Raw genomic sequence first — 23457 nt, forward strand, 5'->3', positions numbered from 1 at the left:
CTTTTTTCTTTGCATAATATAAAAAAATCATTGAGCGTTGAAGAGGATTAGTAAGCAGATCTTTCTGTGACAGAGAGCAAAATGAATCGCTGAAACATTTTGCCGCATGAAACCTGCCGAACCTGCCTTGGAGTCCTAGGGGGAAAACCTAGGCGCATAACCTGGCGTTACAGGAGAGCGGAGCGTGCACAAGCGCGTTCAATCAAGGTGGTACCACGGAAACCCATTTCGTCCTTATGAATCAGGATGAAATGGGTTTTTTTATTGTAGAAGAGCCGCGGAGGAGAATAAATGAAAAAACAAAGAATAGTAGTGAAAATAGGAAGCAGTTCGCTCACAAATAGCAAAGGAAGCATTGATGAGGCAAAAATCAGAGAGCATGTTCAGGCGATTTCCGTGTTAAAAAAAGCGGGGCATGAAATGATTCTGATTACCTCGGGTGCCGTAGCGGCGGGGTTTTCCAGCCTCGGTTATCCGTCCCGTCCCGTTACCATCAAAGGAAAACAGGCGGCGGCCGCGGTCGGACAAACACTGTTAATGCAGCAATATATGAATCAATTTAAACAATACTCATTAACTCCGGGACAAATCCTTTTAACGAGAAATGATTTTTCGAAAAGAGAACGGTATCGAAACGCGTATGCTACGATAATGGAATTATTAGAGCGCGGCGTCATTCCGATTATCAACGAGAACGATTCTACATCTGTTGAAGAATTGACATTCGGAGATAATGATATGCTTTCTGCGTTAGTCAGCGGATTGATTCACGCAGACCAGCTCATGATTCTCACCGACATTAACGGACTGTATGATGCCAATCCAAATGAAAATCCTGAGGCGAAACGATTTGATTATTTGCCGGAGATCACGCCTGAATTGCTTGGATATGCAGGTTCAGCCGGATCAAAGGTCGGAACCGGCGGAATGAAATCAAAGCTGTTAGCCGCACAAACCGCGTTGTCTCTGGGAGTGAAAGTATTCATTGGAACTGGCAGCGGAGAGCAAAAACTTGCGGACATTTTGGACGGCAGGGGAGACGGCACTTATATCGGAGACAAAGAACTATCTTCGGTTAACAACACAAGGCAGTGGATTCAGTTCCACTCGCCGATATCGGGAGAAATTATCATTGATGCGGGTGCCGAGGAGGCGATGATCCATAATGGAAGCAGCCTTTTGCCCGCTGGCGTTGTGGGCGTGAACGGAAGCTTTCCGAAAGGGGCGGTCGTGGAAGTCAGGGGACCGGGCGGCGTGATCGGCAAAGGCCAAACCCATTACTCCTCTGAGGAGATTATGGAGGCCAAGGGCAAACGCAGTGACGAACTTGATTTTGAGAAAACGTTTGAGGTTATTCATAGGAATGACTGGGTCAATGTAAAAGACTAGGAGGCGGAAAAATGAGTGAAGTTTCTGTAAAAGCGAAGCTGGCGAAAGAAGCAGCAGCCGAAATGATCATGAAAACAACAGCCGAGAAGGATGAGGCGCTCAGCCTCATTGCAAACGGACTCCGTAAAGAACTGGATTTTCTCTTGGCGGAGAATGCAAAAGACATTGAGAATGGAAAAGAGAATGGTTTAACACCGGACATCATTGACCGTCTCACATTGGATGAGAAACGGATACGCGATATCGCGGACGCGGTGGAGCTCTTAATCGACTTAGCGGACCCAATCGGCGACTCTCTTGAAACGATTGAAAAAGAAAACGGCCTGTTTATTGAAAAAATCCGTGTGCCGCTCGGTGTCGTAGGAATGATTTATGAGGCGAGGCCAAACGTCACAGTTGATGCGGCTACCCTTTGCCTGAAGACAGGGAACGCGGTTGTGCTGCGGGGAAGCTCCTCAGCCATCCACAGCAACAAAGCGCTCGTCAGTGTCATTCACAGAGCACTTGAGCAATCAGCGCTTCCGATTCACGCTGTGCAGCTGATTGAGGATACGAGCAGAGAGACAGCAAAAGAGCTCTTTACGTTAAATGATGGCTTAGACGTATTGATTCCGCGCGGAGGCAAGAAACTGATTGATCTCGTTGTCAGAGAATCAACAGTTCCTGTATTAGAAACGGGAGCAGGAAACTGCCACATATTCATTGACGAAACAGCCAAACCGCAAATGGCAGAAAAGGTTGTCGTAAATGCCAAAACGCAACGCCCTTCCGTATGCAACGCGATTGAATCATTGCTGATTCACAAGGCTTGGGCAAGACAGCACGGGAAAGAATTGCTGGACCAGCTGGAAAACGCGGGAGTTGAAATTCGCGGTGATGAATTGGTGTGTGAACTTCATCCTTCAAGCAAACAAGCATCAAAAGAAGATTGGGAAACCGAATTTTTAGCGCCTGTCCTCAGTGTAAAGACGGTTGAAAACGTCCAAGAAGCTGTGAAGCATATCCAACAATACGGCACCAATCATTCAGAAGCGATTTTAACTGAAAATGACAAAAACGCGGCATATTTTCAAACGGCTGTCGATGCTGCCGCGGTCTATCATAACGCGTCAACCCGCTTTACCGACGGCTTTGAATTCGGCTACGGAGCCGAAATCGGTATCAGCACGCAAAAGCTTCATGCAAGAGGACCGATGGGGCTTCCTGCACTGACTTCTACAAAATACATCATTAAAGGAACTGGGCAAATCCGTGAATAGCGGGGTAATGTTCAATGAAAAAGCTTATCTCATTACGAGATAAGCTTTTTTATACGCGAAAAATTGACATTTCAAATTTAATTGTATACAATTTAATTGCATAAAATATATTGGGGGAATGAAAAATGAGTCAGCCATTATTTACAGCAACTGTTTCAGCGGTAGGAGGAAGAGAAGGAAAGGTCATTTCATCAGACCGCGTTCTTGAGCTTGATGTCGCAATGCCGGGGACACCGAGAGCCAAGAAATTAGAAAAAGCGACAAATCCAGAGCAGCTGTTTGCAGCAGGTTATGCAGCTTGCTTTGACAGCGCCCTGCAGCTTGTCGCAAGAACAGAACGGGTAAAAGTAGAGACAGAGGTTACAGCGAATGTAAGCCTGTTAAAGGATGAAGCGGACCAGGGCTACAAGCTTGGTGTGACGCTGCAAGTAAAAGGAGAAGGAGTCAGTGCATCAGAATTGGAGGTGCTTGTGAAAAAAGCGCACGGCGTCTGCCCGTATTCAAAAGCAACCTCCGGAAATATTGATGTGACACTTGAAGTTGCTGAATAAATAAAAAGAGGATGCCTTGTACAAGGCATCCTCAATTTTTTTGATGGAGTGTTTCCAGCAATGTATATAGAGCGGATTTTAACTGTTTGAGATCCTCTCCAGACTGCTTTGAGAGCCCCAGAATTGTTTCTGGGATGTCAACCGCTTTTTCTTTTAATAACGCTCCGTCCTCTGTCAGGCTGATCAACACGGACCGCTCATCCTCTTCAGATCTTTTTCTCGTAATCAAACCCTGTTGTTCCATTCGTTTAAGCATCGGAGTGAGCGTCCCTGAATCTAAATACAGCTGTTCGCCCATTTTTTTGACAGTAAGCGTTTCATGTTCCCATAACAAAAGCAAAGCCAAATATTGAGGGTATGTTATATTCAGCTTATCAAGCAGCGGCTTGTATTGCTTTGTCATTTCCCGCGAACTTGCATATAGCAAAAAACATAGCTGATTCTCCAATTTCATATGATCAAATTTATTTTCCATTTTGTTCACCAACTCTTTTTTGTCATTCGATTCTATTGTATCTGAAAAACCTCACTTTTCCTATTCTCGGCAAACATAGCATGTTTAAAAAGATCAGAAAGGGAAATATAACAACTAGATACAAATAAGGAGGTTGGGAAATATGGCACTATTTACAGCAAAAGTAACCGCGCGAGGCGGACGGGCAGGACATATTACATCAGATGACGGTGTTCTTGATTTTGATATTGTCATGCCAAATGCCAAAAAAGAAGGACAAACCGGCACAAATCCGGAACAGCTCTTTGCGGCAGGGTATGCTGCATGCTTCGGCGGCGCGCTCGAACACGTAGCCAAAGAGCAGAATATCGAAATTGATTCGGAGATTGAAGGGCAGGTCAGCCTCATGAAGGATGAGAGCGACGGCGGGTTTAAAATCGGTGTCACACTTGTTGTGAACACGAAAGATTTAGATCGGGAAAAGGCACAAGAGCTTGTCAACGCCGCTCATGAATTCTGTCCTTACTCAAAGGCAACCAGAGGAAATGTTGATGTAAAACTCGAATTAAAATAATGACCGGCATCCTGAGTGTTCTCAGGATGTTTTTTTGGTGTCGGAGCATGCGGGGCGGGCACAGATTTTTGATAAAACGTCAGAGAAGCGTTTGAAGCATGCCTTTAAACCAAAAGTTACAGATGAAGGGGGCGGCTGGCTCGGTGTCTGCCAAGCTGAATTCCGGCGCGCATGATTGCTGTTTTGTATTTGCACAGGGCATAGCGGCTACTTGGAGAAATAACAAGGACCAGGCCGCGCATGCCTGATCCTTTTAATATTCTTTCTTATTGGCGAAGTTCCGCCATGCTTGAAACGGGGATAAATGCTCTGTTAGTGTCACTTGATAAAAGGGGATCGTTCTTTCTTCAGCAGGTTTATCAATTTCTTTATAAATGAATGAATCATCAAACCCGGCTTCGGCAGCGTCTGTGTGCTCAGCTGCATAGAAAACGGCTTTAGGCCGGGCCCAGTAGATGGCGCCCAAGCACATTGGGCATGGTTCACAGCTCGTATACAAAATGCAGTCATCAAGCTGGTAGGCTCCTAGCACCTTACAGGCTTTCCGAATAGCTGTGACTTCCGCGTGGGCAGTCGGATCATTGCTTGTTGTGACGTTGTTCTGTCCCTCTGCAATAATGGCTCCGTCTTTCACGATAACGGCTCCAAAAGGCCCGCCGATTCCTGCATTCACTCCTTCACATGCGAGAGTGACAGCCCGTTTTAAGAACGTTTCATGATTCATCCCAATCCCTCCTGTCAATAGAGTGTTATTAGTATAGCCGAAAAGAATGCAAAGAACATTCTTAAAAAAGTGCAAAATAAACAAAGTAATTGGGGGATTTGCTAAATAAGAAACCGATTGTGGCTGTATTATAGAAAAAAACCATCTGCCAAATGCAGATGGTTTTTTCAAATTATACTAGCTGTGTCTGCTGTGCTCTTGCCTGTTTTGCGGCTTCAACCATGTTTTTCAATGCTGCAACCGTTTCTTCCTGCTGTCTTGTTTTCAATCCGCAGTCTGGATTTACCCAGAAGCGGTCAGTCGGACAGACGGCAAGCGCATCAACGATAATATTGTACATTTCTTCAGTTGACGGCACACGAGGGCTGTGAATGTCATATACACCAAGGCCAAGCCCTTTCAAATACGGGTGGTTTTTTAAGTAATCTAAAAATCCTCCGTGGCTTCTGCTATGTTCGATTGTAATCACATCGGCATCAAGATCATTGATTGTATCAACGATATCTTCGAAGTTGCTGTAGCACATATGTGTATGAATTTGTGTCTCGTTTTTCACGGAAGAAGTGGTTAATCTGAATGCTTCTGCCGCCCAAGTCAAATACTCATCCCAATCGCGGGTTTTCAATGGAAGGCCTTCGCGCAGCGCTGGTTCATCGACTTGAATGATTTGAATGCCTGCGTCTTCAAGCGCTTTAACTTCTTTGCGAAGGGCAAGCCCGATTTGGAAGGCGATTTCTTTCCTCGAGATGTCGTTTCGAGGGAAAGACCAGTTTAAGATTGTAACCGGGCCCGTCAGCATTCCTTTTACATGCTTGGAAGTCAATGACTGTGCGTAGACTGTGTCTTTCACTGTCATCGGTTCAATAAATTCAACATCTCCGTAAATGACTGGCGGGCGGACACAGCGTGAGCCGTATGATTGAACCCAGGCATATTTAGTGAAGGCGAAACCGGCCAGCTTTTCACCGAAGTATTCGACCATGTCTGTCCGTTCAAATTCGCCGTGAACAAGGACATCAAGCTCCAATTCTTCCTGAATATCAATCCATCTTTTTGTTTCCGCATTGATAAAGTTTTGATACTGTTCATCGGACCACTCAGCTTTCCGCCATTTTTGGCGTGCGCTCCGCACTTCAGCAGACTGCGGGAAGCTGCCGATCGTTGTCGTCGGCAAAAGCGGAAGGCCGAGAGATTCATTTTGCAGGGCTAAACGTTCTTCAAACGGAATCGGACGCTTGAAGTCTTTATCAGTTAATTGCTCAAGCTCTTTCTTTTGTTCAGAATTGGCGCCTGTTGCAAACTGTTTAAGCGCCTGGATATCAGCCTTAGCCTGCTGAATCTCTTCGCTGATCGCCGCTTTTCCTGATACTAAACCTTCTTTCAAAGCTGTCAGCTCGGCCAGCTTCTCTTTTGCGTAGGATAATCCGTTCAATAGGTCTTTTTCCAAATGCTCATCAGGGTGTTTCGCTACCGGAACATGCAACAGGCTGCTGGAAGGCTGAATCCACAGTTCATCAACTTTTGCAATGCTGAGAATATCAAGAACGGCATCGAGACGCTCTTCAAGGTCCGCTTTCCAAATGTTGCGTCCGTCGATAACGCCAGCTGCCAGCACTTTGTCTGTCGGAAAGCCATGTGTTTTAAGCTGTTCCAGATTTCTGCCTTTGTCGTGAACGAAATCAAGGCCAATTCCCTGAACCGGGTAAGAGATCAGCTCTTCATAAGCATCAACAGAATCAAAATACGTCTGCAAAAGCACATTCAAGGATGAAAGCTCACTTGTAATGCTTTCAAATAATTCTTTTGCGCCGCGTACATCTTCACTAGAGGCGGTAACGAGCGCCGGCTCATCGATTTGAACCCATTTTACGCCTTCTTCTTCAAGCTCTTTCAAAAGCTGTACATATAATGGCACAAGGCGTTTTTGGATCGCTTTTGCTTCAGACGGTTCATAGCCTTTAGCAAGCGTAACGAACGTATAAGGGCCGACAATCACAGGCTTTGTTTCCACACCGTATTCCTGTTTGATCCGGCGATAATCTTCGAGTTGTTTGTTTCTTGTCAGACGGAACTCAATGCTCTCGTCATATTCCGGAACGATGTAATGGTAATTTGTATTAAACCATTTTGTCATTTCACTAGATACAGCGTCTTTGATTCCGCGGGCGATAGCGAAGTATGTATCGGTAGCGTCAGTCAAATGTCTGAACCGTTTCGGAATCCAGTTGAAGCTGACTGCTGTGTCGAGTACATGGTCATACTGTGTGAAATCAGAAACAGGCACAACATCAATCTGCTGGTCAATTTGTGTTTTTACTGCGGATAAAAATAGTTCGTCGATTTGCTTCAAAAACGTATCTTTATCAGTACTGCCTTTCCAATACGCTTCAAGTGCTTTTTTCCATTCCCGGTTCAGTCCGATTCTCGGAAATCCTAAATTCGATGTTTTGATGGTTGTCATTGTTTCTCCTCCTTTATATGTAAAACACTCTCTTTAACCCGCGGATACAGGCTGCTAAGAGGTTTTCTCACAACAAAAAGCCTCTTTCCCATGAGAGAAAGAGGCTTTTCTACGTAAAACACTGCCTCTCTCATCTCTCAGACACAATCTGATGGAATTAGCACCGTGCCTTATGAGACATCAGTCTCGGCGCGAAAAGCAGTGCGCCCCATTTCACAATGGAATTACGGTCGGTTGCTGTTGGGGTCAAAAGGCCAATCCCTCGCCCAACTCTCGATAAGAGAAAATGTTATTAATTTTTTGAAAAGTTGAATCATTTGTTGGTAATCTTAACAGTAATTCAAATTCATTGTCAACATAGAATTTGAAATTTTTATTTACATGATGTGGTGTATATTATATAAGAAAAATAATCTTATAGGGCCAACAAATGTGATTGCTCTGCTTTTTCTGCGAGCTCATCAGGAGCTGTTAAATACAGGAAGCCATTGCCTGCCAGCGTTTTTGCAATATCAAGAGGAAGTGTCCTGCGGATTAGCTGTGCGAAAACCTCAGATTCAGAAAGCTTTCTTTGAAATGATTCTTCTTCATAGCTTTTGATTAAAGCAAGCGCACCGCTGACATGAGGGGCAGCCATTGAAGTGCCGGTCAGCTTACCGTACTTCTTGTTGGGAAGGGTGGATAAGATGTTTTCTCCTGGTGCCACAAGGTCAATCTCTTTATTCGCGTTAGAAAATTCTGATAATTCTCGCGCTACAGAAACAGATCCAACTGCAATCACTTCATTATAAGCTGCGGGGTAGGAAAGCTCTTCTGTGCGTTCGTCGCCGTCACCTTCATTTCCCGCTGCACAAACGACAAGCACTCCGTTTTTGACTGCGTTTTTCACTGCTTCTTCCAGCTCTGGCACATCGCTTGGCCCTCCAAGGGACATTGAGATGATGTCGACTTTCTGTTCCACCGCGTAGTTGATGCCGTTGATTATCCATTCGTATTGTCCGCTGCCGTTCTCGCCGCCAAGAACCTTCACAATCAATAGGCTTGCCTCAGGCGCGACTCCGGCAATGCCTCCGTTTGAATCATTAGCTGCAATCGTTCCGGCGACGTGTGTGCCGTGTCCGTTGTAGTCGGAAATCGCATCTTCCTTGCCGCCGTCGTCATCCGTGAAGTTCTTTCCGCCGATGATTTGATTTTTTAAATCAGGGTGGCTTGTGTCGCAGCCCGTGTCTAATACAGCAACTTTAATATTTTTGCCTTTTACCCCTTTTGCCCACATTTCTGGCGCCTTAATCACTTTAATGCCCTCAGGAAGCTCGTTTACATCCATGATCTGCTCATTCGTCACATACGGGATCAAGCGGATTTCACCATTCATAAAAAAGCCCTCCTTTTTTATGCTTTCAAGTGGATTCAAGGGTGTTGCCTCATATTATATGAAAAAAACAAGCGCTCGGACAGAGCCATTTGAAGCATTTTGAAAAAATAGGATACACACCAAAGAATTAGTAATCTTCAAAATATTGGATGGCTTCGGCGTGTATGACTGGGATTCAACTGTAAGTCAAGTTATAATAGTGTTGGGGAAAGGAGCAGTGTCATGAAACTGAATGAAAAATTATATGCATTTTTTTCAGAGCATGTGGAACAAATGGCCGAGGAATGGATTGAAACGATGGAGGAAAGTGATCCGAATTCGCTTTACGCCCTACATAATGCAACAGTAACGGAAGAATTGAAAGAGCAGGACAGAGAGTTTTACCGGCATCTGAATTACATGTATGTTTTACCGGAAAAACAATTTCTCGAAGAGTTTCAAGAGTGGGTCATTGAGCTGACCAACGATCAAAAACATCTCGACACACCGGTTCAGTATGTCATTCGGGAGTTTATGAGAAACAGGAGATTATATACGAAGTATTTTGAGAAGTTCGCAGAAGAAAATGAGTCAGCGTTTGAACCGGGAGAGAAGCAAAAATGGGCAGATTTGATTGTAAAAGTATTTGATTTCACCATTTATACATTCGTTGATCACGCTGAAATGAATGCCAAGCAGCAATTAAACGCCCAAAGAGAAATGATATTGGAACTAAGCTCACCTGTCATTACCCTGAGCAAATCAACAGCTCTGCTGCCGCTTGTCGGTGACATTGATACCGAACGGGCGAAGTTTATTCTGGAAAACACGCTTCAAGCTTGTGCGAAAAGACGTGTGGAGCATCTGTTAATCGATCTGTCAGGTGTTGTTGTGGTGGATACGATGGTGGCGCACCAGATCTTTAAATTGATTGAGGCGCTTAATCTGATCGGTGTCCGGTCAACCCTGTCAGGAATCAGGCCTGAAATTGCGCAAACTGCTGTACAGCTGGGGATTGACTTTTCGAATATTACCATTAAAACCAACCTTGCCCAAGCATTAAACTATCATCAATAAAAAAATCCGCTATCTGTGATAGCGGATTTTTTATGATGCGAAACATAAAGATACGAGAAAGGATCCCGCGAATAATAAGAGGACGAGGCAAAAGAACACCCAGTCGTGCCGGTTCACGCTCAATGTCCTGTAGTATGTCCGGTTTCTGCTTCCTGTAAATCCTTTCGATTCCATTGCAAGCGCTGTCCGTTCCGCTTTTCTGATGGCGCTTGCCAATAGGGGTATGGTATATCGTTTTAACGCACTGATTTTATTAATGATGCCGCTCTCCGCCGCTCCTCCTCTGATTTTATGAGCCTGCTGAATCAGCTGGACCTCATCCTTTAACAGCGGAAGAAAGCGAAAGCCTGCAATGACACCGTACGCGAGCTTTGGTGAGAGCCTGCACTGCTGGACAAGGCTCAGCATAAATAAAATCGGATCGGTTGTAAAAACAAACATCATCGATAAGGCGGAAAAGCATAAAATACGAAACCCAAGGGAGATGCCGACAGACACATTATCGCTGTTAATTGAGATAGGGCCTGCTTGAAACAAAAAATTATCCGGTGTTGTCGGCACCTTTCCAAAAACTGCGGCTGTCCACACGCACCCGAATGCTAAAATCAAAAACGGAATCGTAAACAACAACCATTTTTTCAATGGGATTCCGGCCGCCAGTAAAACGCCCGCAACGATGATGATATAAAAACATGCCGGAGTGTAAGGGTTGTAAATAAACGACAGCATGACGACACAACAAAAAACCGCCGCCGCTTTCACAGTCGGATTAATGAGATGTAACGGCTGCTTCATCACGCACCTCCTCTTGATATGCCATCCATTCATATAGAAGGGGAAGGGTGAGCTTTGCTTTTTGGACAAGCCCTGTTTCTTGAGAAAACAACTGCGCTGGAGATCCGTCAAAGGCCAGGCCCGTATCGTGAAGCACAAGCACGCTGTCAGCATACGAAGAGACTAGCTCCATATCGTGTGTAATCATAAGGACAGCGGTTCCCTCTGCCTTGATACGCTGAATCATTTCCATGCATTCAGCCGCCGTGCGGGCATCCTGGCCAAAGGTTGGTTCGTCTAATAATAAAACCTTTACGTCATGCATGAGCATAGTAGCTACGCTCAGTCGCCGTTTTTGCCCTTGGCTGATCGCAAACGGATGATGATCAGCCAAATGCGCAAGACCAAAACGCTGCAGCAGGTGTTGCGCTTTTTTCTCAGTTTCAGCATTTGCTTTCTGGCCGAACAGAAGCTCATCATACACCGTATCGGTGACGAATTGATGCTCAGGGTTTTGAAAAACAAATCCCATCCGTTTACGCAATTCTTTTTCTTTATATTTCTGCAGCGACTGGTCATAAAGAAGGATTTTGCCGCTTTGCGGTTTCATGAGACGGGCCAGAACTGATAAGAGCGTCGATTTTCCAGTGCCGTTCGGACCGACAAGCGCCGTTAAAGAGCCTCCGCGCAACGAAAAGCTGATGTCTTTGAAAATCGTCTGCTGTCCTCTCGCGAACGAAAGGCTGCTGACTTCAAGCACACTCTCCCCAGAAGGAGCTTCCTTCTTTTTGGCATGCCCGGCGGGAATAGGCTCTTTGAACAGCATTTCTTTTGATAAAGTAAACGGCATACTCAGCTTTTCCTGCAGATGACAGACCTTTGGAATGGCGATGCCCAATTTCTTTAGTGTCTCCGCTTCGTGTTGAAATAGATTTTTCGTCAGGCCATCCAGCGCTTTTTTGCCTGATTTGTCAAGCGCGATCGTTCTCTCAATCCAAGCCGCCCATTCATCAAGCTGGTGCTCAATGACGAGGAGGCTGAAACCTTTTTCCCGCTGAAGATCCTTCATCAGATGAACGAACTCCCGCGCTGAGAAAGGGTCTAAAAGAGAGGTCGGCTCATCTAAAATAATAAGCTCAGGCTCCATCGCCAAAATACAGGCGAGAGCCACTTTCTGCTTTTGTCCTCCTGAAAGGGTTGAGATCGTTTTTTCTTTTAAATGGGTAATGCGTAATTTTTCTAATACGGCGTTGATTTTCTCTGTCATTTCTTCTTTTGGAATTTGCAGATTTTCCAGCCCGAACGCTATTTCGTCCTCCACCGTCAGCATGCAGAACTGCTGATCAGGATCCTGAAAAACGACCCCGGCATGCTGAGCAATCGTTTCGGAGGTTTCAGCATCTGTGACCGGCTTTTGAAATAGAAATACATGTCCGGACTGAACGCCGTCGCAAGCCTCCGGATATAGACCGTTTAAACAAAGGGCGAGCGAGCTTTTACCGCATCCGCTCGGTCCTAATAATAAAACACATTCTCCTTTTTGAAGCTCAAACGAAATGTCTTGAAAAACCGGTTTCTCGTCTTCTTCATAAGAGAAGCTGAGCTGCTCAACCGTCAGAAGCTCATCAAAGGCTTGCATGTTCTGACGCCCGCTTCCGTTTCTTTTTCAGTTCCTTTCCGAGTGCCATTCCGTTTAACACACCTGTATAAGCGAGAGAGTCGCTGACAGCTTTTCCGAGAAGCCCCGCCAAGAGCGCGCCGGAAATGAGGCGGATCACAAGCATAATGAGCAGATAACCTGGTGAATAGGCTGCATAGCCAGAAACAAAGAGATCATAGATAAAGCTGGCTACTGAAGACCCCATACCGGCCAGCATAAGGACAGGGAGAGAGTATGCTTTCCAGCGTGTTGCAAGAAATACAGCCTCAGCCCCGAGCCCTTGAACAATGCCAATGACGATGACCATCGGGCCAGACGGATTTCCCAGCAGGCACTCAACGAGAGCGGCAATGATTTCAGAAACGAGCGCCGCACCCGGTTTTCGAATCATGTACGCGGCGATCACAGAAACGATAAACCAAATGCCGTAAATCGGTTCATAGGCGATTGGCCCAAACATACCTGCAAGCACGTTTCCGAAATGTGTAAATAATAAATAAACAACGGCAAATACGATACTGATAACGGACATGATGACAATTTCTTTTACTTTCCAGCTTTTCATGTTATCCCTGCTTTCTGTTTTTTCTTGATGGACTGTTAGCCGAAAGATTCACAGTCATGGTGATGTGGTTTGTTTGCTGCTCAGCCATGCGGAAAACGGCTTCCAATGTGCTGAATACGTCATGCGCATCCCCGTCAAGCTCGCTCGCGTAATGGACACCCTGTACGAAAGTGCCTTGGGCTTTTGCAATGTCGACAGCCTTCATAATCAATCCCATATAATCCGGCTCGTTCATTGGATAAAGGGCAAATTGGCACGGCGCTTCCGCCTTCAAGCCTCGGACAGCATCTTCATTGACACGCTTATCACCTTTGGAAAGATATGTATCCCCCTGTGTGTCACCCGGGCATCCAATGGAAAACGTGCCGTTCATGACGATGTGTTTTTCGCTGTTTGCTGCATGAAGGTAAATGGCTTTTGCAGCATCGAATACATGATCAATCGATCCGCGTAACACCGTGCTGATATGGTCGGTTTTCGTCCATACCTTAGATGTATCTGTTTTTTTCAACGCAGACTTGATCACACTGATAAAATCATCCGTCATCGGATATAAAGAGAAGCGAAAACCGGCGATTCTGCTTGTACCGCAAATATGCTCCATTTCTCCGACCTCCTGTTTTTTTGGTAAAATAAAAAACTGCATATCCTAAGGGAATATGCAGTCATAGATCGATTAAGCGCACAAAAAATACACCATTCGGTCAACCTGCACTTCCCCACGCTGGTATTATCCAGATCGGGTCATAAGGGATCAAAGCGCGTTTCTTCCGCGCTTTATCTCAGCCAAAACAGCACCCCTAGTGCTTTCCGTATACAATTTTTTATTTTGACATCATAATAGATGATAAGAATCATTTTGTAAACAACGAAATCATTTTTTCATAAAGGGACGGGAGAGGATGATCAAATTTGAAAAAAGGACACATATTAATTGTGGAAGATGAAGAAAAAATTGCCAGGGTTCTTCAGCTTGAATTGGAATATGAAGGATACAGTGTCACCATCAAACACAATGGCACAGAAGGTCTGGATGCGGCAGCGAAAGGCGGGTATTCCTTGGTGCTTCTTGATGTCATGCTTCCGGGGCTTAGCGGACTGGAAGTGCTGCGCCGCTTGAGAAAAACGGATTCGCAGACACCGGTCATATTATTAACGGCGCGAGACAGTATTCCTGATAAGGTAACAGGTCTGGATATCGGTGCGAATGACTATGTCACCAAGCCGTTTGAAATCGAGGAATTGCTTGCGAGAATCAGGGCGGCGCTGCGGCAAAATGGAACAAAAACGGAAGATATCGGCACCTTTCTTACATATGACGATTTGCGGGTGAACGAAAAAACCCGTGAAGTGAGACGCGGAGACAAAGAGGTGGAATTAACACCGCGGGAATTTGATCTGCTCGTCTATATGCTAAAGCATCCACAGCAAGTGCTGACACGGGAGCAAATTCTAAGCTCGGTATGGGGATTTGATTATATCGGTGATACAAATGTCGTGGACGTCTACATAAGATACATCAGAAAAAAACTGGACTATCCTTACGAAAAACAGCTGATCCATACGATTCGCGGGGTCGGCTATGCCATTAAGGGGTAAACGATGAAGCTGAAGACCAAGATTCATCTATACACATCAATATCACTGTTGATTTTATTAATTTTGGTGCATACCGCAGTCTATCTCATTTTTTCGTCTGCGCTGACATCAAAGGATGCGGCCCGGCTTGCTGATGAGACGGATAACATTGCCGAAGCGCTGCGTGCCGCTGAAACAGAAGGAGTGGCTTTGCAGGATATGCTGCAGGCCTATCTTCCGGCAAATGGCATGGTGCGTGTAGTGAATGGTGATCAAAAAGCCGTTATGACGATCACAAAAGAAAAAGCCTATAAAGATTTTCCTCTCTCTTTTCATAGCGGAGAAACGGCAGATGTGAGGAAACATGACGGCAAGCTGTTTGCCGAGGCTGCTGTTCCGGTGATTTGGACCGATGGACAAGTGGTTTCTCTTCAGCTGGTTGAAAGGCTTGAGAACACAGAAGAGAGTCTGTTTCTGTTGAAAATCATCTTAATCGCTGCAAGTGCTGCTGTCTGCATTGCTTCTTTTTTTGCAGGCAGCTTGCTAGCCCGCCGAATCATCAATCCGATCAGACGATTAATGATCACAATGAAAGACATACAGCGAGACAAAGAATTTAAAACGATTTCTTTAGAAGGACAGTCCAACGATGAATTGTATCAAATGGGGCTGACATTTAATGAAATGGCAATGATGCTGAAGGAGCACTATGATAAACAGCAGCAATTTGTTCAAGATGCTTCACACGAATTGAAAACGCCGCTCACCATTATAGAAAGCTACAGCAGCCTGATGAAGCGGTGGGGGGCAAAAAAGCCGGAGGTGCTTGAGGAGTCGATAGAAGCCATTCACTCAGAAGCGGTGCATATGAAAAAACTGACCAATCAGCTTTTGGCGCTGGCCAAAAGTCATCAAGAGCTTGAGCTTGATCTGAAAACAATCGATCTGATTGAAGCGGCGCGCGCGGTTATGCAAACGCTCCAGTCCGTTTATCAGCGTGACATATTGCTTGAAACAGATAAAGAGAGCCTGCTTGTAAAAGCTGATGAAGAACGCATCAAGCAGCTGTTGACCATTTTGCTTGATAATGCAATAAAGTATAGTGAAAAGCCTATTGAGATGTCAGCTGGAACGAGGAATGGACGGCCATTTTTATCAGTGAGGGATGAAGGCATCGGAATACCTGAGGAGCATATCCCGCATTTGTTCGAACGGTTCTACCGGGCAGATGAAGCACGAAACAGAAAAACAGGCGGAACGGGTTTAGGCCTTTCCATTGCCAAGCAAATCGCCGATGAGCATGGCATTGAGCTGTCTGTCAAAAGCAAGCCGGGACAAGGAACAGCTGTCACCATGCAATTCAGCGAACAGAATGGGGGAGGCCGATGACTAAAACAATAAAAACAGTATCTTTTGCTGCAGCAGCCATTTTAGTTGTCATCATCTGTACGTTTCTCATCATTAGGCAAACCCATGAGAACGTATTGTCAAAGGAGACTGTCGTAAAAAAAGTCGAAGCCTCTTATGAAGGCAAGGTCACGAAAGCAACACAATCAAAGGATAAAAAAACATATGATATAACGCTTGAAAATCAAAAGGGAACTTACTTTGTAAAAGCAGACGCCATATCGGCTGACATTCTTTCAATGAATAGAGTAAAAGCAGTGAATCCATCTGCCATGACAGAAAAAGAAGCCGAGCAACTCGCGCTTGAGCGGGTGCCGGGAACGGTCAAAAAACAAACACGACAAAGTCGAGTTGCCACTTATACCATACAAAAAGAAGATGGGAAAACATACGAAGTGAAGGTAGACATGCAGGCAAAAACAGTCTTGTCTGCCGATCAAATCAGCAGCAAAGATCAACAAAAAACGCCGATTACGAAAAAAGAAGCCAAAACAATTGCTGAGCGAGAAACGGGAGGAACAGCGGATGACGCAGATCTCGAAGAAAGTGAGGGCACTCTCATCTTTGAAGTAGACATTGATCTTCCTGATAATAAGGAAGCGACAGTGAAAATCAATGCCTACACAGGAAAGGTAGCTAACATTGTGTATGAAGACTGACGGTTTCTCATCAAATTCTCATCTTGCTCTCGTTTTCCTTTCATGTTGAGTGTGTAAACTGTACTCATACAAAACAAAGGAGGACTCACAAATGCTCAAGAAAAAATGGATGGTCGGTCTTTTAGCAGGGTGCCTAGCGGCCGGAGGATTCAGCTATAACGCGTTTGCCAAAGAAGACAATGAAAACAGACAGGCTTCTTCTAAGACGGATGCACTCACTGAACAAGAAGCAGAAGCAATTGCTAAAACAGTTGTTGACGGCACAGTAGAAGACATTGACAGAGACCTTTACAACGGTAAAGAAGTCTATGAAGTGGAGATTGAAAAAGAAGGTGAAGACTACGACGTTTATGTAGATATTCATACAAAACAAGCGCTTAATGACCCGTTAAAGGAGAAAGCAGAACAAGTCGCCATAACCAAAGAAGAAGCTGAAGAAATTGCTTTAAAGCAAACAGGTGGAACCGTAACAGAAAGTAAGCTTGACGAAGATGACGGTGCTTACATCTATGAAATGGAAATCCAAACGAAGCAAGGAACTGAGACAGAATTTGAAATTTCCGCAAAAGATGGACGCATTATCAAACAGGAGATAGATGACTAATCAAAACCCCCGCTGCAGCGGGGGTTTTTCATGATAAGAAACCTTCTTTTGGACAATCTAAGTAGAAAAGGAGGCGAAACGCATGGAAAAGAAAGAGGAGCAATACATCAATCAGGCTGAATATGTCCCTCATCCGACGAAGGAAGGAGAGTATGCCTTATTTCTTCATGAAACGTATCATTTGCTTTCTGAAGATGACGAGACACAAACAACAGAATAAGGGCTTTGGCCCTTGTTTTGTTCCGTAATTGTGATGTAAGCGCATTTATTACTTTTTTGAGTTGACACAGCTTGTTTTTTTCTGTAATCTCAGTGTGTCAATTCAATTAGGAACTTCGTTAGGTGAGGCTCCTGTATGGAGATACGCTGCTGCCCAAAAATGTCCAAAGACGCCAATGGGTCAACAGAAATCATCGACATAAGGTGATTTTTAATGCAGCTGGATGCTTGTCCTATGCCATACAGTGCTAAAGCTCTACGATTGAAGGCGCCCGCACGCTTTTTTTGCCGTGCTTCTTTCACCTTCAATCCCGAAGGCTTTTTTTATGCCTTTAAAACGAAACCAATCAAAGGAGGTGCGGAGTATGGATTCTCCCCATTCGAGTCAATCTGAAGAAGTACCCATATACTATGACAGCAAGACAATTGATTACACGATGAGGAGACGAACTGCCGCACCTTCTGGCGAGGCCGGCACGTCTCCGTAGAGGAGGTACGAGTCCCGATGGTTCAAAACATGACCTATGACGAACTCATTTTACGCATCATTATTTTACTGCGAGACGGGAAAATCAGGGATTTCAGAAGTGTTATTGATGAGCTTCAGCCCTATGACATGGCATTTATTTTTAAAGAAATGCCGGAAAAACACCGCGCCCGCTATTTATCTTATTTAACTGTAGACGATATCACTGATATGATCGGGGAGCTGGAACGCGAATTTCAGCTTGTCGTCTTAAATAAAGTCGGAAAAACAAAAGCAACACTGGCGATGAACAAAATGGACAACGATGACCTCGCTCAATTGCTTGAAGAAATGGACGAAGAACTGAAGGAACAGCTTTTGTCCAGCATGGAAGCGTCAGAATCAAAAGCTGTACAGCTCTTGATGAATTACCCGGCTGATTCAGCGGGACGCATGATGACAAACCGATATGTGTGGATTCCTCAGCATTACACGGTAAAAGACGCGGTCGTCAAACTGAAAAGCTTCGCTGAAATAGCTGAATCGATCAACTACTTATATGTTATTAATGAAAGCAAACAGCTGGTTGGGGTTCTTTCCTACCGCGATTTGATTCTGGGTGAACCTGAAGAAAAGGTGCAGGATTTAATGTTTACCCGCGTCATATCAGCAGATGCTCTTCAGGACCAGGAAGAAGTTGCCCGCCTGATTGAACGTTACGATTTTTTGGCAATACCGGTTGTAGAAGAAAACAACGTGCTTGTCGGCATTGTGACGGTCGATGATATTATCGACGTCGTTATTCGGGAAGCTGATGAGGATTACGAAAAATTTGCCGCTTCCGGTAAAGACATCACCTTTGACACAAAAGCTTACGTGGCGGCATACCGGCGCCTGCCATGGCTGATTTTACTCTTGTTTATCGGACTGATTTCAGGAAGCATTATCAGCTATTTTGAAGATGCGCTGAAGCAGGTTGTCGCGCTTGCGTTTTTCATGCCGATGGTGTCAGGGATGACAGGAAATACGGGAACACAATCTCTCGCGGTTGTCATCAGAGGTTTGTCTAAAGAAGAAATGAACAAAAAAACGATTGTGCGTCTAATCTTCCGGGAGTTCAGAACAAGCATTTTTATCGGAGCGGTTTGTTCTGTGCTGATTGCGATTGTCTCCATCATATGGCAGGGGAATGCGCTTTTGGGATTTGTTGTCGCCTCTTCACTGTTCTTAACCTTAATCATCGGCACGATGTCAGGAACGATTATCCCTATTATTTTACACAAACTGAAAGTAGACCCGGCAATTGCTTCTGGACCGCTGATTACAACGTTAAACGATATTTTATCTTTATTAATCTACTTTGGCATTGCCACTGCATTCATTCACTCATTATAAACGTAAAAAGTCCGCCTCAACTGCGAGCCGGACTTTTATTATTTAACGGTTTTTGTACCGAAAGTGAGCATTAAGCTGCCCCTCCAGCATTTTTTTCCGCACTTGCGGATCGTTTTTTAACATCTGTTCTTTTTTGCGCATATCCTTTAAAATCTCTGCCGTCTGTACGCCGTCTTCACGCTTATTGGCGATATCCATCAGCCGCTCTACATCGGCAAAGGAGTATTTTCTTGTCCCCCTTGAAGAACGCTGCGGGTAAATGAGCTTTCGTTCCTCATAATACCTGATCTGTCTTACGGACAATCCTGTCAGTTCACTCACAATTCCGATTGAAATCACTTTTTTGTCTTTATAAGAATGATCTTCTGTGGTCATTTTTCCACCCCTGGATGTCTTTTGATAATAGTATATAAAAAACAAAGAGAAAAAACCTGACGCTTGTCATATTTTCTAACATCAAATAGAAGATTTTTGAAAAAATACGGAAGAAAAATTAACAAGAATAATGCGTAACACCCAAGCGCGTTTTATCCTTTATGTAACGAATCAAACGAGGAGGAAGGATAATCATGGAGGAAGAAAAAGCGGTCTCACTGGCAAAAGAAATTATAGAGTTGGATATCAAGCGTGATGAAATGCTGGAGACGTTTATGCAGCTTGCCGGAGAACAGGCTTTTCAATTATTAAGATCGGTTCAAAACGGACAATACCGAAAATCTTCGTAAACATAAATTCTTTACATTAGATTCATACCACGTTCATTTAAAAAGAGTATCTTTTGTATAGGATACCTCAAAATGAAGGAGGACGCTATGAGTAATTTATTGAAATCCGCTTTAGAAAAAGAACGACGCCATTATTCTGAAAAACTCTATCAGATTGGGGTTTATAATAAAGAGGTCATGAACAAAATGACGATTTCTGAGCTTCGGAAAGAATACGCTTATTTCTTTCGAAGCATTACAAATCATAAAAATTATCCTTATACAAGATAATGTATAAGGATTTTTTTGCTTTTAGAAGGAATTTCTCGAATTATAGCGAATACGTATAGTAAGGGACTGAACTCTTATTATATGTAAGGGTTTTCATTATTTTTTTATAAAAATCCTATATACGAGGTAGATATGATGAGATTATCGTTTAACGAAGAAGAAGTTGAGCGTGCGATGAATTTGTACAGAGTTTTTGCAAGGGCTTTCAAAAGTGTGTCCGAACATAGTATCCGTGATAGCAAAGAGCACGGTTTTAATCCCACTGAATTTGCTGTACTGGAGCTCCTGTACACAAGAGGCCCGCAAAAATTACAGCAAATTGGGTCGAGACTTCTGCTTGTAAGCGGAAACGTCACATATGTTATTGACAAACTAGAAAGAAACGGGTTTTTAGTAAGGGAGCAGGACCCGAAAGATAAACGCTCTGTTTACGCACATTTAACTGACAAGGGAAATGAGTATTTGGATAAAATTTATCCGATTCATGCACTGCGTATTGCGAGAGCGTTTTCAGGTCTTTCGCCTGATGAACAGGACCAGCTGATCGTCCTGCTCAAGAAAGCAGGCATACACAGCCAGCATTTGCTGTTTCGTTAACTATTCTACACTCTCTATTTCAGGAGAGTGTTTTTTTGTTTCCATATGATTCTTTTTAAAACATCTTCAATCTTCCTATCAGACATTTCGCCAAGGTATCCATTGACGTGTTTTTTATACTCCTTCATCTCGTTCGATTGAAAAAATGCCGCGATATACTCTTCTGCTTTCTGCATGTCCCAGTTTCTCATATCTGTGACGAGTTTCCTTTCATGTAGGAGGTTTAAATTCATTTCCTCCTGTCCCGGCAGTGCATGATAAATAAATACCGGAAGCCGTTTCTGTAAGCATTCACTGATGGTCACGCCTCCGGGTTTAGTCATGATGCCTGTCGCCTGTTCGTACAAACGGTTCATCTCTGCTTTGCTGTGAAGATAAGGAATCGCCTCAATCAAGGGGTGGTGTAAACTTTTGACATAGGAGTAGAGCTTTTCGTTTCTGCCGCATAATATTTTGTATAAGATCTTTCCGCCTGGCGACAGTTCCTGCACCCATTTTAAAATCCCACCGACCCCCATACTGCCCCCTGTGATGATGATGGTATATGGCGGGTGGTGCTGCAAGGTATCTGCTGATTCCATTTCAAAATTTCGGTGAACTGGAATGCCGGTCAAGTATATGTTGTTCTGATCCATACCCTCTGATATTAGCTGCTTCTTTACTTCCGTGCTCGGAACAAAATGGTAATCAATGTTCTTCCGTCCCCATAATTGATTCACGAAAAAATCAGTGTATACATTCACAACCGTCAGATTCGGATATTCAGGCTTTAGTCGGTTCAGCAGATAAGAAGGCAGCGCATGTGTGCAGAAGGCGATATCAGGCTGTTTTTCTTGGAGGATGTGCCTCATTTGCTGTGTGAACAGCCATTCGTACATGAAATAGCGTTTGTCATGCTGAAATTCTCCGCAGGCGAGGAGCCTGTAAATGCCGCTGTACGTTTTCGGGAAATATTGAATCCATTTTAAATAAGCCACGGAGGACAATTTTTCTAACCGCCTATACGAATGTGAAAAGATATCAATCTTTTCAGCTGCCAGCCCTTGAGACTCTAATTCAGCCTGCAATACATCAGCCACATGATGATGGCCGGTGGAAATGCTTAAAAAAGGAAAAATGAGAATGTTTTTCATGACAGTCCTCCTAAAAAAATATGGCAACTATATTTTGAGGAGAACGTTCACAAAATATAAGGGTGTTTTTGATTATGAGGAAGGTGAAGAGATGAAAACCTGTTTCCTTTCCATATGGAGAATGGTTGATCCGATTTATTTCTTTTTTTCAAGGCTAAGCTTGATTGACAACGATCAAAAAAGCGTTTTTCGAGTCAGGCTGACGAAGTATAAAGGACATCATGTCGTACTGAGCGATGGAACGCATATTAGAAAAAATGATGTGCTCGTTAAAATTCATCTGCACAATATTAAGCTGATAAGAGAACTGCAAAGCATTGAGAGCGCGGTCAGAAAGGGAATCATTATTTATCAGAAAGTATATCAATCGATGCCGCTTCTTCTTGACTATATCAACAATCATAAAAAAAGCGAGAAAATCAAAGGAATCATTGGGATTACAATGCTTGACAAAGGTGTGGAAAGGCTCGGCTTTGATGTGATCACCCCGGTGAACCCTTTTTACAGATGCTTTAAAAAAGTGTCTCATGTGCCGATTTTATATTTGACATCAAAGCCTGTGAGCTTGCGGCATTTACCGAATTCATCCTATTTGTTTATCTCAAAAGAAAAGCTGCAGAAAACCTATCAAAAAAAAGACTGATGCCTCGGTCAGCACAGTCTTTTTTGATTAAATCTGATGAAATGTCACTTCAGGGCGGCTTCCGACACGGATATTTACGCCGGTTTGTCCCAAGCCTTCGCTGATATAAAATGGTTTATCGTGATGATAATGAAGGCCTTTAATCATGTTCATCCGCACGAGCTTGCCCATTTTCACCAAATGATACGGTTTTGGCCAGTGAATTTGCCCGCCGTGAAAATGCCCTGACAGCAGGTAATCATAATGAACATCTTTCATATCCAGAATAATATTTGGGTCATGTGTTAAGACAAGATGATAGCCATTTTCCAGACTTTGATAAGAGCCGGTGATATTACTCCGATTCGTACTGTAATCATCAATGCCGATAATATTGACTGGCCCTGCAGCCGTCTCGATTCGAACATGTTCATTTTGCAGCGTGATACAGCCGTTTTCCTCTAAAACTCGCTTCAATCTCTGAAAGTCCTCTTCTTTTAATACATAATCGTGGTTACCGAACACCGCGTACATTCCATATGCAGGCTTCAGCTTTTGCAAGGCGTTCAAGTAACCTGCCAGCTTCGGAATATTACGTTTCCGATCAAGAAAATCCCCGGTAAGAGCAATGATGTCTACAGGCTGATCTTTTGTTAAATGATACAGCTCCTCAGGTGAGACTGAAATGTTTTCCAAGTGAAGATCAGATAAATGAAGGATATTTAATTTTTTTTCTGGCTGGAAGGCCGTCTTTTTGGTCGATTGAAATGGTGTTGACTTTCACATCTTTTGTATTGCGGTTCGCTTTATATAGAAATGGCACAAATACGAGTATGGCCAATGAAAGTAAGATTGTAAACAAAATATATCCCCTCCCTTCTATCAGTATAGTAAGTGATCAAGCCCTATGGATAGCGGGAATTAATGGGTAGAGACAGGC

At 44.0% G+C, this 23457-nt stretch carries 26 protein-coding genes, 2 pseudogenes and 3 riboswitches; of the genes and pseudogenes, 17 read left to right on the plus strand and 11 right to left on the minus strand.

The annotated features are described in order from the left end of the window. Positions 1–291 precede the first annotated feature (291 nt). The 3 genes from proB to MKX71_RS07140 all read left to right on the plus strand — a co-directional run bounded on the left by proB (position 292) and on the right by MKX71_RS07140 (position 3199). Positions 292–1389, plus strand: coding sequence for a glutamate 5-kinase (proB, locus tag MKX71_RS07130; RefSeq protein ID WP_014479591.1), 1098 nt, complete (start codon positions 292–294; stop codon positions 1387–1389). 11 nt (positions 1390–1400) lie between these two features. Continuing rightward, entirely contained in the window at positions 1401–2648 is a 1248-nt protein-coding gene (gene proA, locus MKX71_RS07135; protein WP_014476586.1) for a glutamate-5-semialdehyde dehydrogenase, read from the plus strand. A gap of 125 nt (positions 2649–2773) precedes the next feature. Continuing rightward, a complete protein-coding gene (locus MKX71_RS07140) occupies positions 2774–3199 on the plus strand; it encodes an organic hydroperoxide resistance protein (RefSeq protein WP_319620495.1) in 426 nt (141 codons plus the stop codon). Between the two features lie 31 nt (positions 3200–3230). Here the strand turns inward: MKX71_RS07140 and ohrR are convergent, their stop codons facing one another. Continuing rightward, a complete protein-coding gene (gene ohrR, locus MKX71_RS07145; protein ID WP_014476587.1) occupies positions 3231–3674 on the minus strand; it encodes an organic hydroperoxide resistance transcriptional regulator OhrR in 444 nt (147 codons plus the stop codon). A 142-nt stretch (positions 3675–3816) separates the two neighbouring features. Between ohrR and MKX71_RS07150 the strand changes: the two genes are divergently transcribed. Continuing rightward, positions 3817–4227, plus strand: coding sequence for an organic hydroperoxide resistance protein (locus tag MKX71_RS07150; protein WP_003232570.1), 411 nt, complete (start codon positions 3817–3819; stop codon positions 4225–4227). A gap of 34 nt (positions 4228–4261) precedes the next feature. Further along, positions 4262–4431: pseudogene (locus MKX71_RS07155) on the plus strand (hypothetical protein). A 49-nt stretch (positions 4432–4480) separates the two neighbouring features. On the opposite strand, the gene guaD reads toward MKX71_RS07155, so the two are convergent. From guaD to isp, 3 genes are all read right to left on the minus strand, one after another. Continuing rightward, entirely contained in the window at positions 4481–4951 is a 471-nt protein-coding gene (guaD, locus tag MKX71_RS07160) for a guanine deaminase (protein WP_003245084.1), read from the minus strand. A 172-nt stretch (positions 4952–5123) separates the two neighbouring features. After that, positions 5124–7412 (minus strand): 5-methyltetrahydropteroyltriglutamate--homocysteine S-methyltransferase, encoded by a 2289-nt coding sequence (metE, locus tag MKX71_RS07165; protein ID WP_003232565.1) that lies wholly within the window; start codon positions 7410–7412, stop codon positions 5124–5126. A gap of 127 nt (positions 7413–7539) precedes the next feature. Continuing rightward, positions 7540–7695, minus strand: a riboswitch (SAM riboswitch). Between the two features lie 132 nt (positions 7696–7827). Further along, positions 7828–8787 carry a serine protease Isp gene (isp, locus tag MKX71_RS07170; RefSeq protein WP_069322540.1) on the minus strand — a complete coding sequence of 320 codons (960 nt, stop codon included), beginning with the start codon at positions 8785–8787 and terminating at the stop codon, positions 7828–7830. A gap of 222 nt (positions 8788–9009) precedes the next feature. On the opposite strand from isp, the gene rsbRB reads away from it, so the two are divergent. Continuing rightward, complete coding sequence (rsbRB, locus tag MKX71_RS07175; protein WP_003232560.1) at positions 9010–9843, plus strand: RsbT co-antagonist RsbRB; 834 nt, start codon at positions 9010–9012, stop codon at positions 9841–9843. A gap of 30 nt (positions 9844–9873) precedes the next feature. On the opposite strand, the gene thiX is transcribed toward rsbRB, so the two are convergent. Genes thiX through thiU form a run of 4 tightly spaced genes read right to left on the minus strand, consistent with a single transcriptional unit; the run spans position 9874 to position 13446 of the window. Continuing rightward, a complete protein-coding gene (gene thiX, locus MKX71_RS07180; protein WP_015252240.1) occupies positions 9874–10638 on the minus strand; it encodes an HMP/thiamine ABC transporter permease ThiX in 765 nt (254 codons plus the stop codon). Next, positions 10613–12256, minus strand: a complete 1644-nt coding sequence (locus tag MKX71_RS07185) for an energy-coupling factor transporter ATPase (protein ID WP_339231906.1) — start codon at positions 12254–12256, stop codon at positions 10613–10615. The genes thiX and MKX71_RS07185 overlap by 26 nt, the downstream gene beginning before the upstream one ends. Continuing rightward, positions 12243–12842: an ECF transporter S component gene (locus MKX71_RS07190; protein WP_003232554.1), complete on the minus strand. Its 600-nt coding sequence runs from the start codon at positions 12840–12842 to the stop codon at positions 12243–12245. Before MKX71_RS07190 ends, MKX71_RS07185 begins: the two co-directional genes overlap by 14 nt. Position 12843: 1 nt before the next feature. Continuing rightward, positions 12844–13446, minus strand: a complete 603-nt coding sequence (thiU, locus tag MKX71_RS07195; RefSeq protein WP_014479602.1) for an HMP/thiamine ABC transporter substrate-binding protein ThiU — start codon at positions 13444–13446, stop codon at positions 12844–12846. Between the two features lie 95 nt (positions 13447–13541). Then, a riboswitch (TPP riboswitch) is annotated at positions 13542–13654 on the minus strand. A 100-nt stretch (positions 13655–13754) separates the two neighbouring features. Here thiU and ykoG point away from each other — a divergent pair. The 7 genes from ykoG (at position 13755) to mgtE (ending at position 19170) form a co-directional block, all read left to right on the plus strand. Further along, complete coding sequence (ykoG, locus tag MKX71_RS07200) at positions 13755–14441, plus strand: two-component system response regulator YkoG (protein ID WP_339231908.1); 687 nt, start codon at positions 13755–13757, stop codon at positions 14439–14441. Between the two features lie 3 nt (positions 14442–14444). Further along, positions 14445–15809, plus strand: a complete 1365-nt coding sequence (ykoH, locus tag MKX71_RS07205) for a two-component system sensor histidine kinase YkoH (protein WP_336804995.1) — start codon at positions 14445–14447, stop codon at positions 15807–15809. Continuing rightward, entirely contained in the window at positions 15806–16486 is a 681-nt protein-coding gene (locus MKX71_RS07210) for a PepSY domain-containing protein (RefSeq protein ID WP_101169471.1), read from the plus strand. Before ykoH ends, MKX71_RS07210 begins: the two co-directional genes overlap by 4 nt. A gap of 91 nt (positions 16487–16577) precedes the next feature. Next, the gene (locus tag MKX71_RS07215) at positions 16578–17090 is read left to right on the plus strand and encodes a PepSY domain-containing protein (protein ID WP_124059786.1); all 513 of its coding nucleotides are present in this window, start codon (positions 16578–16580) and stop codon (positions 17088–17090) included. Positions 17091–17172: 82 nt separating this feature from the next. Further along, positions 17173–17310, plus strand: a complete 138-nt coding sequence (locus MKX71_RS07220) for a transcriptional regulator SplA domain-containing protein (RefSeq protein ID WP_003218541.1) — start codon at positions 17173–17175, stop codon at positions 17308–17310. 107 nt (positions 17311–17417) lie between these two features. Next, positions 17418–17583: riboswitch (M-box (ykoK) riboswitch) on the plus strand. 91 nt (positions 17584–17674) lie between these two features. Further along, a complete protein-coding gene (locus MKX71_RS07225) occupies positions 17675–17797 on the plus strand; it encodes a hypothetical protein (protein WP_009967087.1) in 123 nt (40 codons plus the stop codon). A gap of 17 nt (positions 17798–17814) precedes the next feature. Beyond that, the gene (gene mgtE / locus MKX71_RS07230; RefSeq protein ID WP_003232543.1) at positions 17815–19170 is read left to right on the plus strand and encodes a magnesium transporter; all 1356 of its coding nucleotides are present in this window, start codon (positions 17815–17817) and stop codon (positions 19168–19170) included. Positions 19171–19212: 42 nt separating this feature from the next. Here the strand turns inward: mgtE and tnrA are convergent, their stop codons facing one another. After that, positions 19213–19545, minus strand: a complete 333-nt coding sequence (gene tnrA, locus MKX71_RS07235; RefSeq protein WP_003232541.1) for a MerR family transcriptional regulator TnrA — start codon at positions 19543–19545, stop codon at positions 19213–19215. 194 nt (positions 19546–19739) lie between these two features. On the opposite strand from tnrA, the gene MKX71_RS07240 reads away from it, so the two are divergent. The 3 genes from MKX71_RS07240 (at position 19740) to MKX71_RS07250 (ending at position 20762) form a co-directional block, all read left to right on the plus strand. Beyond that, positions 19740–19895: a hypothetical protein gene (locus tag MKX71_RS07240; protein WP_003232538.1), complete on the plus strand. Its 156-nt coding sequence runs from the start codon at positions 19740–19742 to the stop codon at positions 19893–19895. Positions 19896–19982: 87 nt separating this feature from the next. Then, the gene (gene ykoL, locus MKX71_RS07245) at positions 19983–20165 is read left to right on the plus strand and encodes a stress response protein YkoL (RefSeq protein ID WP_003245766.1); all 183 of its coding nucleotides are present in this window, start codon (positions 19983–19985) and stop codon (positions 20163–20165) included. A gap of 132 nt (positions 20166–20297) precedes the next feature. Further along, positions 20298–20762 (plus strand): MarR family transcriptional regulator, encoded by a 465-nt coding sequence (locus MKX71_RS07250; protein WP_003232536.1) that lies wholly within the window; start codon positions 20298–20300, stop codon positions 20760–20762. 14 nt (positions 20763–20776) lie between these two features. On the opposite strand, the gene MKX71_RS07255 is transcribed toward MKX71_RS07250, so the two are convergent. Then, positions 20777–21895 carry a glycosyltransferase gene (locus MKX71_RS07255; protein ID WP_339231909.1) on the minus strand — a complete coding sequence of 373 codons (1119 nt, stop codon included), beginning with the start codon at positions 21893–21895 and terminating at the stop codon, positions 20777–20779. 91 nt (positions 21896–21986) lie between these two features. Between MKX71_RS07255 and MKX71_RS07260 the strand changes: the two genes are divergently transcribed. Continuing rightward, on the plus strand, positions 21987–22538 hold the full coding sequence (locus MKX71_RS07260) for a hypothetical protein (RefSeq protein WP_024572091.1): 552 nt from the start codon (positions 21987–21989) through the stop codon (positions 22536–22538). A gap of 27 nt (positions 22539–22565) precedes the next feature. Here the strand turns inward: MKX71_RS07260 and MKX71_RS07265 are convergent. Beyond that, positions 22566–23379, minus strand: a pseudogene (locus MKX71_RS07265) (metallophosphoesterase). Positions 23380–23457 lie beyond the last annotated feature (78 nt).

The sequence above is a fragment of the Bacillus sp. FSL M8-0071 genome (assembly GCF_037975455.1).
GTDB classification, from domain to species: Bacteria; Bacillota; Bacilli; order Bacillales; family Bacillaceae; genus Bacillus; species Bacillus subtilis.

What these genes read in the sequence shown, in the direction of transcription:
- MKX71_RS07140 (WP_319620495.1), top strand. Translation starts at nt 2,774, where the DNA reads ATGAGTCAGCCATTATTTACAGCAACTGTTTCAGCGGTAGGAGGAAGA.
- MKX71_RS07255 (WP_339231909.1), bottom strand. Translation starts at nt 21,895, where the DNA reads ATGAAAAACATTCTCATTTTTCCTTTTTTAAGCATTTCCACCGGCCAT.
- metE (WP_003232565.1), bottom strand. Translation starts at nt 7,412, where the DNA reads ATGACAACCATCAAAACATCGAATTTAGGATTTCCGAGAATCGGACTG.
- ykoH (WP_336804995.1), top strand. Translation starts at nt 14,445, where the DNA reads ATGAAGCTGAAGACCAAGATTCATCTATACACATCAATATCACTGTTG.
- guaD (WP_003245084.1), bottom strand. Translation starts at nt 4,951, where the DNA reads ATGAATCATGAAACGTTCTTAAAACGGGCTGTCACTCTCGCATGTGAA.
- MKX71_RS07190 (WP_003232554.1), bottom strand. Translation starts at nt 12,842, where the DNA reads ATGAAAAGCTGGAAAGTAAAAGAAATTGTCATCATGTCCGTTATCAGT.
- MKX71_RS07250 (WP_003232536.1), top strand. Translation starts at nt 20,298, where the DNA reads ATGATGAGATTATCGTTTAACGAAGAAGAAGTTGAGCGTGCGATGAAT.
- ohrR (WP_014476587.1), bottom strand. Translation starts at nt 3,674, where the DNA reads ATGGAAAATAAATTTGATCATATGAAATTGGAGAATCAGCTATGTTTT.
- MKX71_RS07240 (WP_003232538.1), top strand. Translation starts at nt 19,740, where the DNA reads ATGGAGGAAGAAAAAGCGGTCTCACTGGCAAAAGAAATTATAGAGTTG.
- MKX71_RS07225 (WP_009967087.1), top strand. Translation starts at nt 17,675, where the DNA reads ATGGATTCTCCCCATTCGAGTCAATCTGAAGAAGTACCCATATACTAT.
- MKX71_RS07215 (WP_124059786.1), top strand. Translation starts at nt 16,578, where the DNA reads ATGCTCAAGAAAAAATGGATGGTCGGTCTTTTAGCAGGGTGCCTAGCG.
- rsbRB (WP_003232560.1), top strand. Translation starts at nt 9,010, where the DNA reads ATGAAACTGAATGAAAAATTATATGCATTTTTTTCAGAGCATGTGGAA.
- isp (WP_069322540.1), bottom strand. Translation starts at nt 8,787, where the DNA reads ATGAATGGTGAAATCCGCTTGATCCCGTATGTGACGAATGAGCAGATC.
- proA (WP_014476586.1), top strand. Translation starts at nt 1,401, where the DNA reads ATGAGTGAAGTTTCTGTAAAAGCGAAGCTGGCGAAAGAAGCAGCAGCC.
- MKX71_RS07220 (WP_003218541.1), top strand. Translation starts at nt 17,173, where the DNA reads ATGGAAAAGAAAGAGGAGCAATACATCAATCAGGCTGAATATGTCCCT.
- MKX71_RS07185 (WP_339231906.1), bottom strand. Translation starts at nt 12,256, where the DNA reads ATGCAAGCCTTTGATGAGCTTCTGACGGTTGAGCAGCTCAGCTTCTCT.
- thiX (WP_015252240.1), bottom strand. Translation starts at nt 10,638, where the DNA reads ATGAAGCAGCCGTTACATCTCATTAATCCGACTGTGAAAGCGGCGGCG.
- MKX71_RS07150 (WP_003232570.1), top strand. Translation starts at nt 3,817, where the DNA reads ATGGCACTATTTACAGCAAAAGTAACCGCGCGAGGCGGACGGGCAGGA.
- tnrA (WP_003232541.1), bottom strand. Translation starts at nt 19,545, where the DNA reads ATGACCACAGAAGATCATTCTTATAAAGACAAAAAAGTGATTTCAATC.
- mgtE (WP_003232543.1), top strand. Translation starts at nt 17,815, where the DNA reads ATGGTTCAAAACATGACCTATGACGAACTCATTTTACGCATCATTATT.
- ykoL (WP_003245766.1), top strand. Translation starts at nt 19,983, where the DNA reads ATGAGTAATTTATTGAAATCCGCTTTAGAAAAAGAACGACGCCATTAT.
- MKX71_RS07210 (WP_101169471.1), top strand. Translation starts at nt 15,806, where the DNA reads ATGACTAAAACAATAAAAACAGTATCTTTTGCTGCAGCAGCCATTTTA.
- thiU (WP_014479602.1), bottom strand. Translation starts at nt 13,446, where the DNA reads ATGGAGCATATTTGCGGTACAAGCAGAATCGCCGGTTTTCGCTTCTCT.
- proB (WP_014479591.1), top strand. Translation starts at nt 292, where the DNA reads ATGAAAAAACAAAGAATAGTAGTGAAAATAGGAAGCAGTTCGCTCACA.
- MKX71_RS07260 (WP_024572091.1), top strand. Translation starts at nt 21,987, where the DNA reads ATGAAAACCTGTTTCCTTTCCATATGGAGAATGGTTGATCCGATTTAT.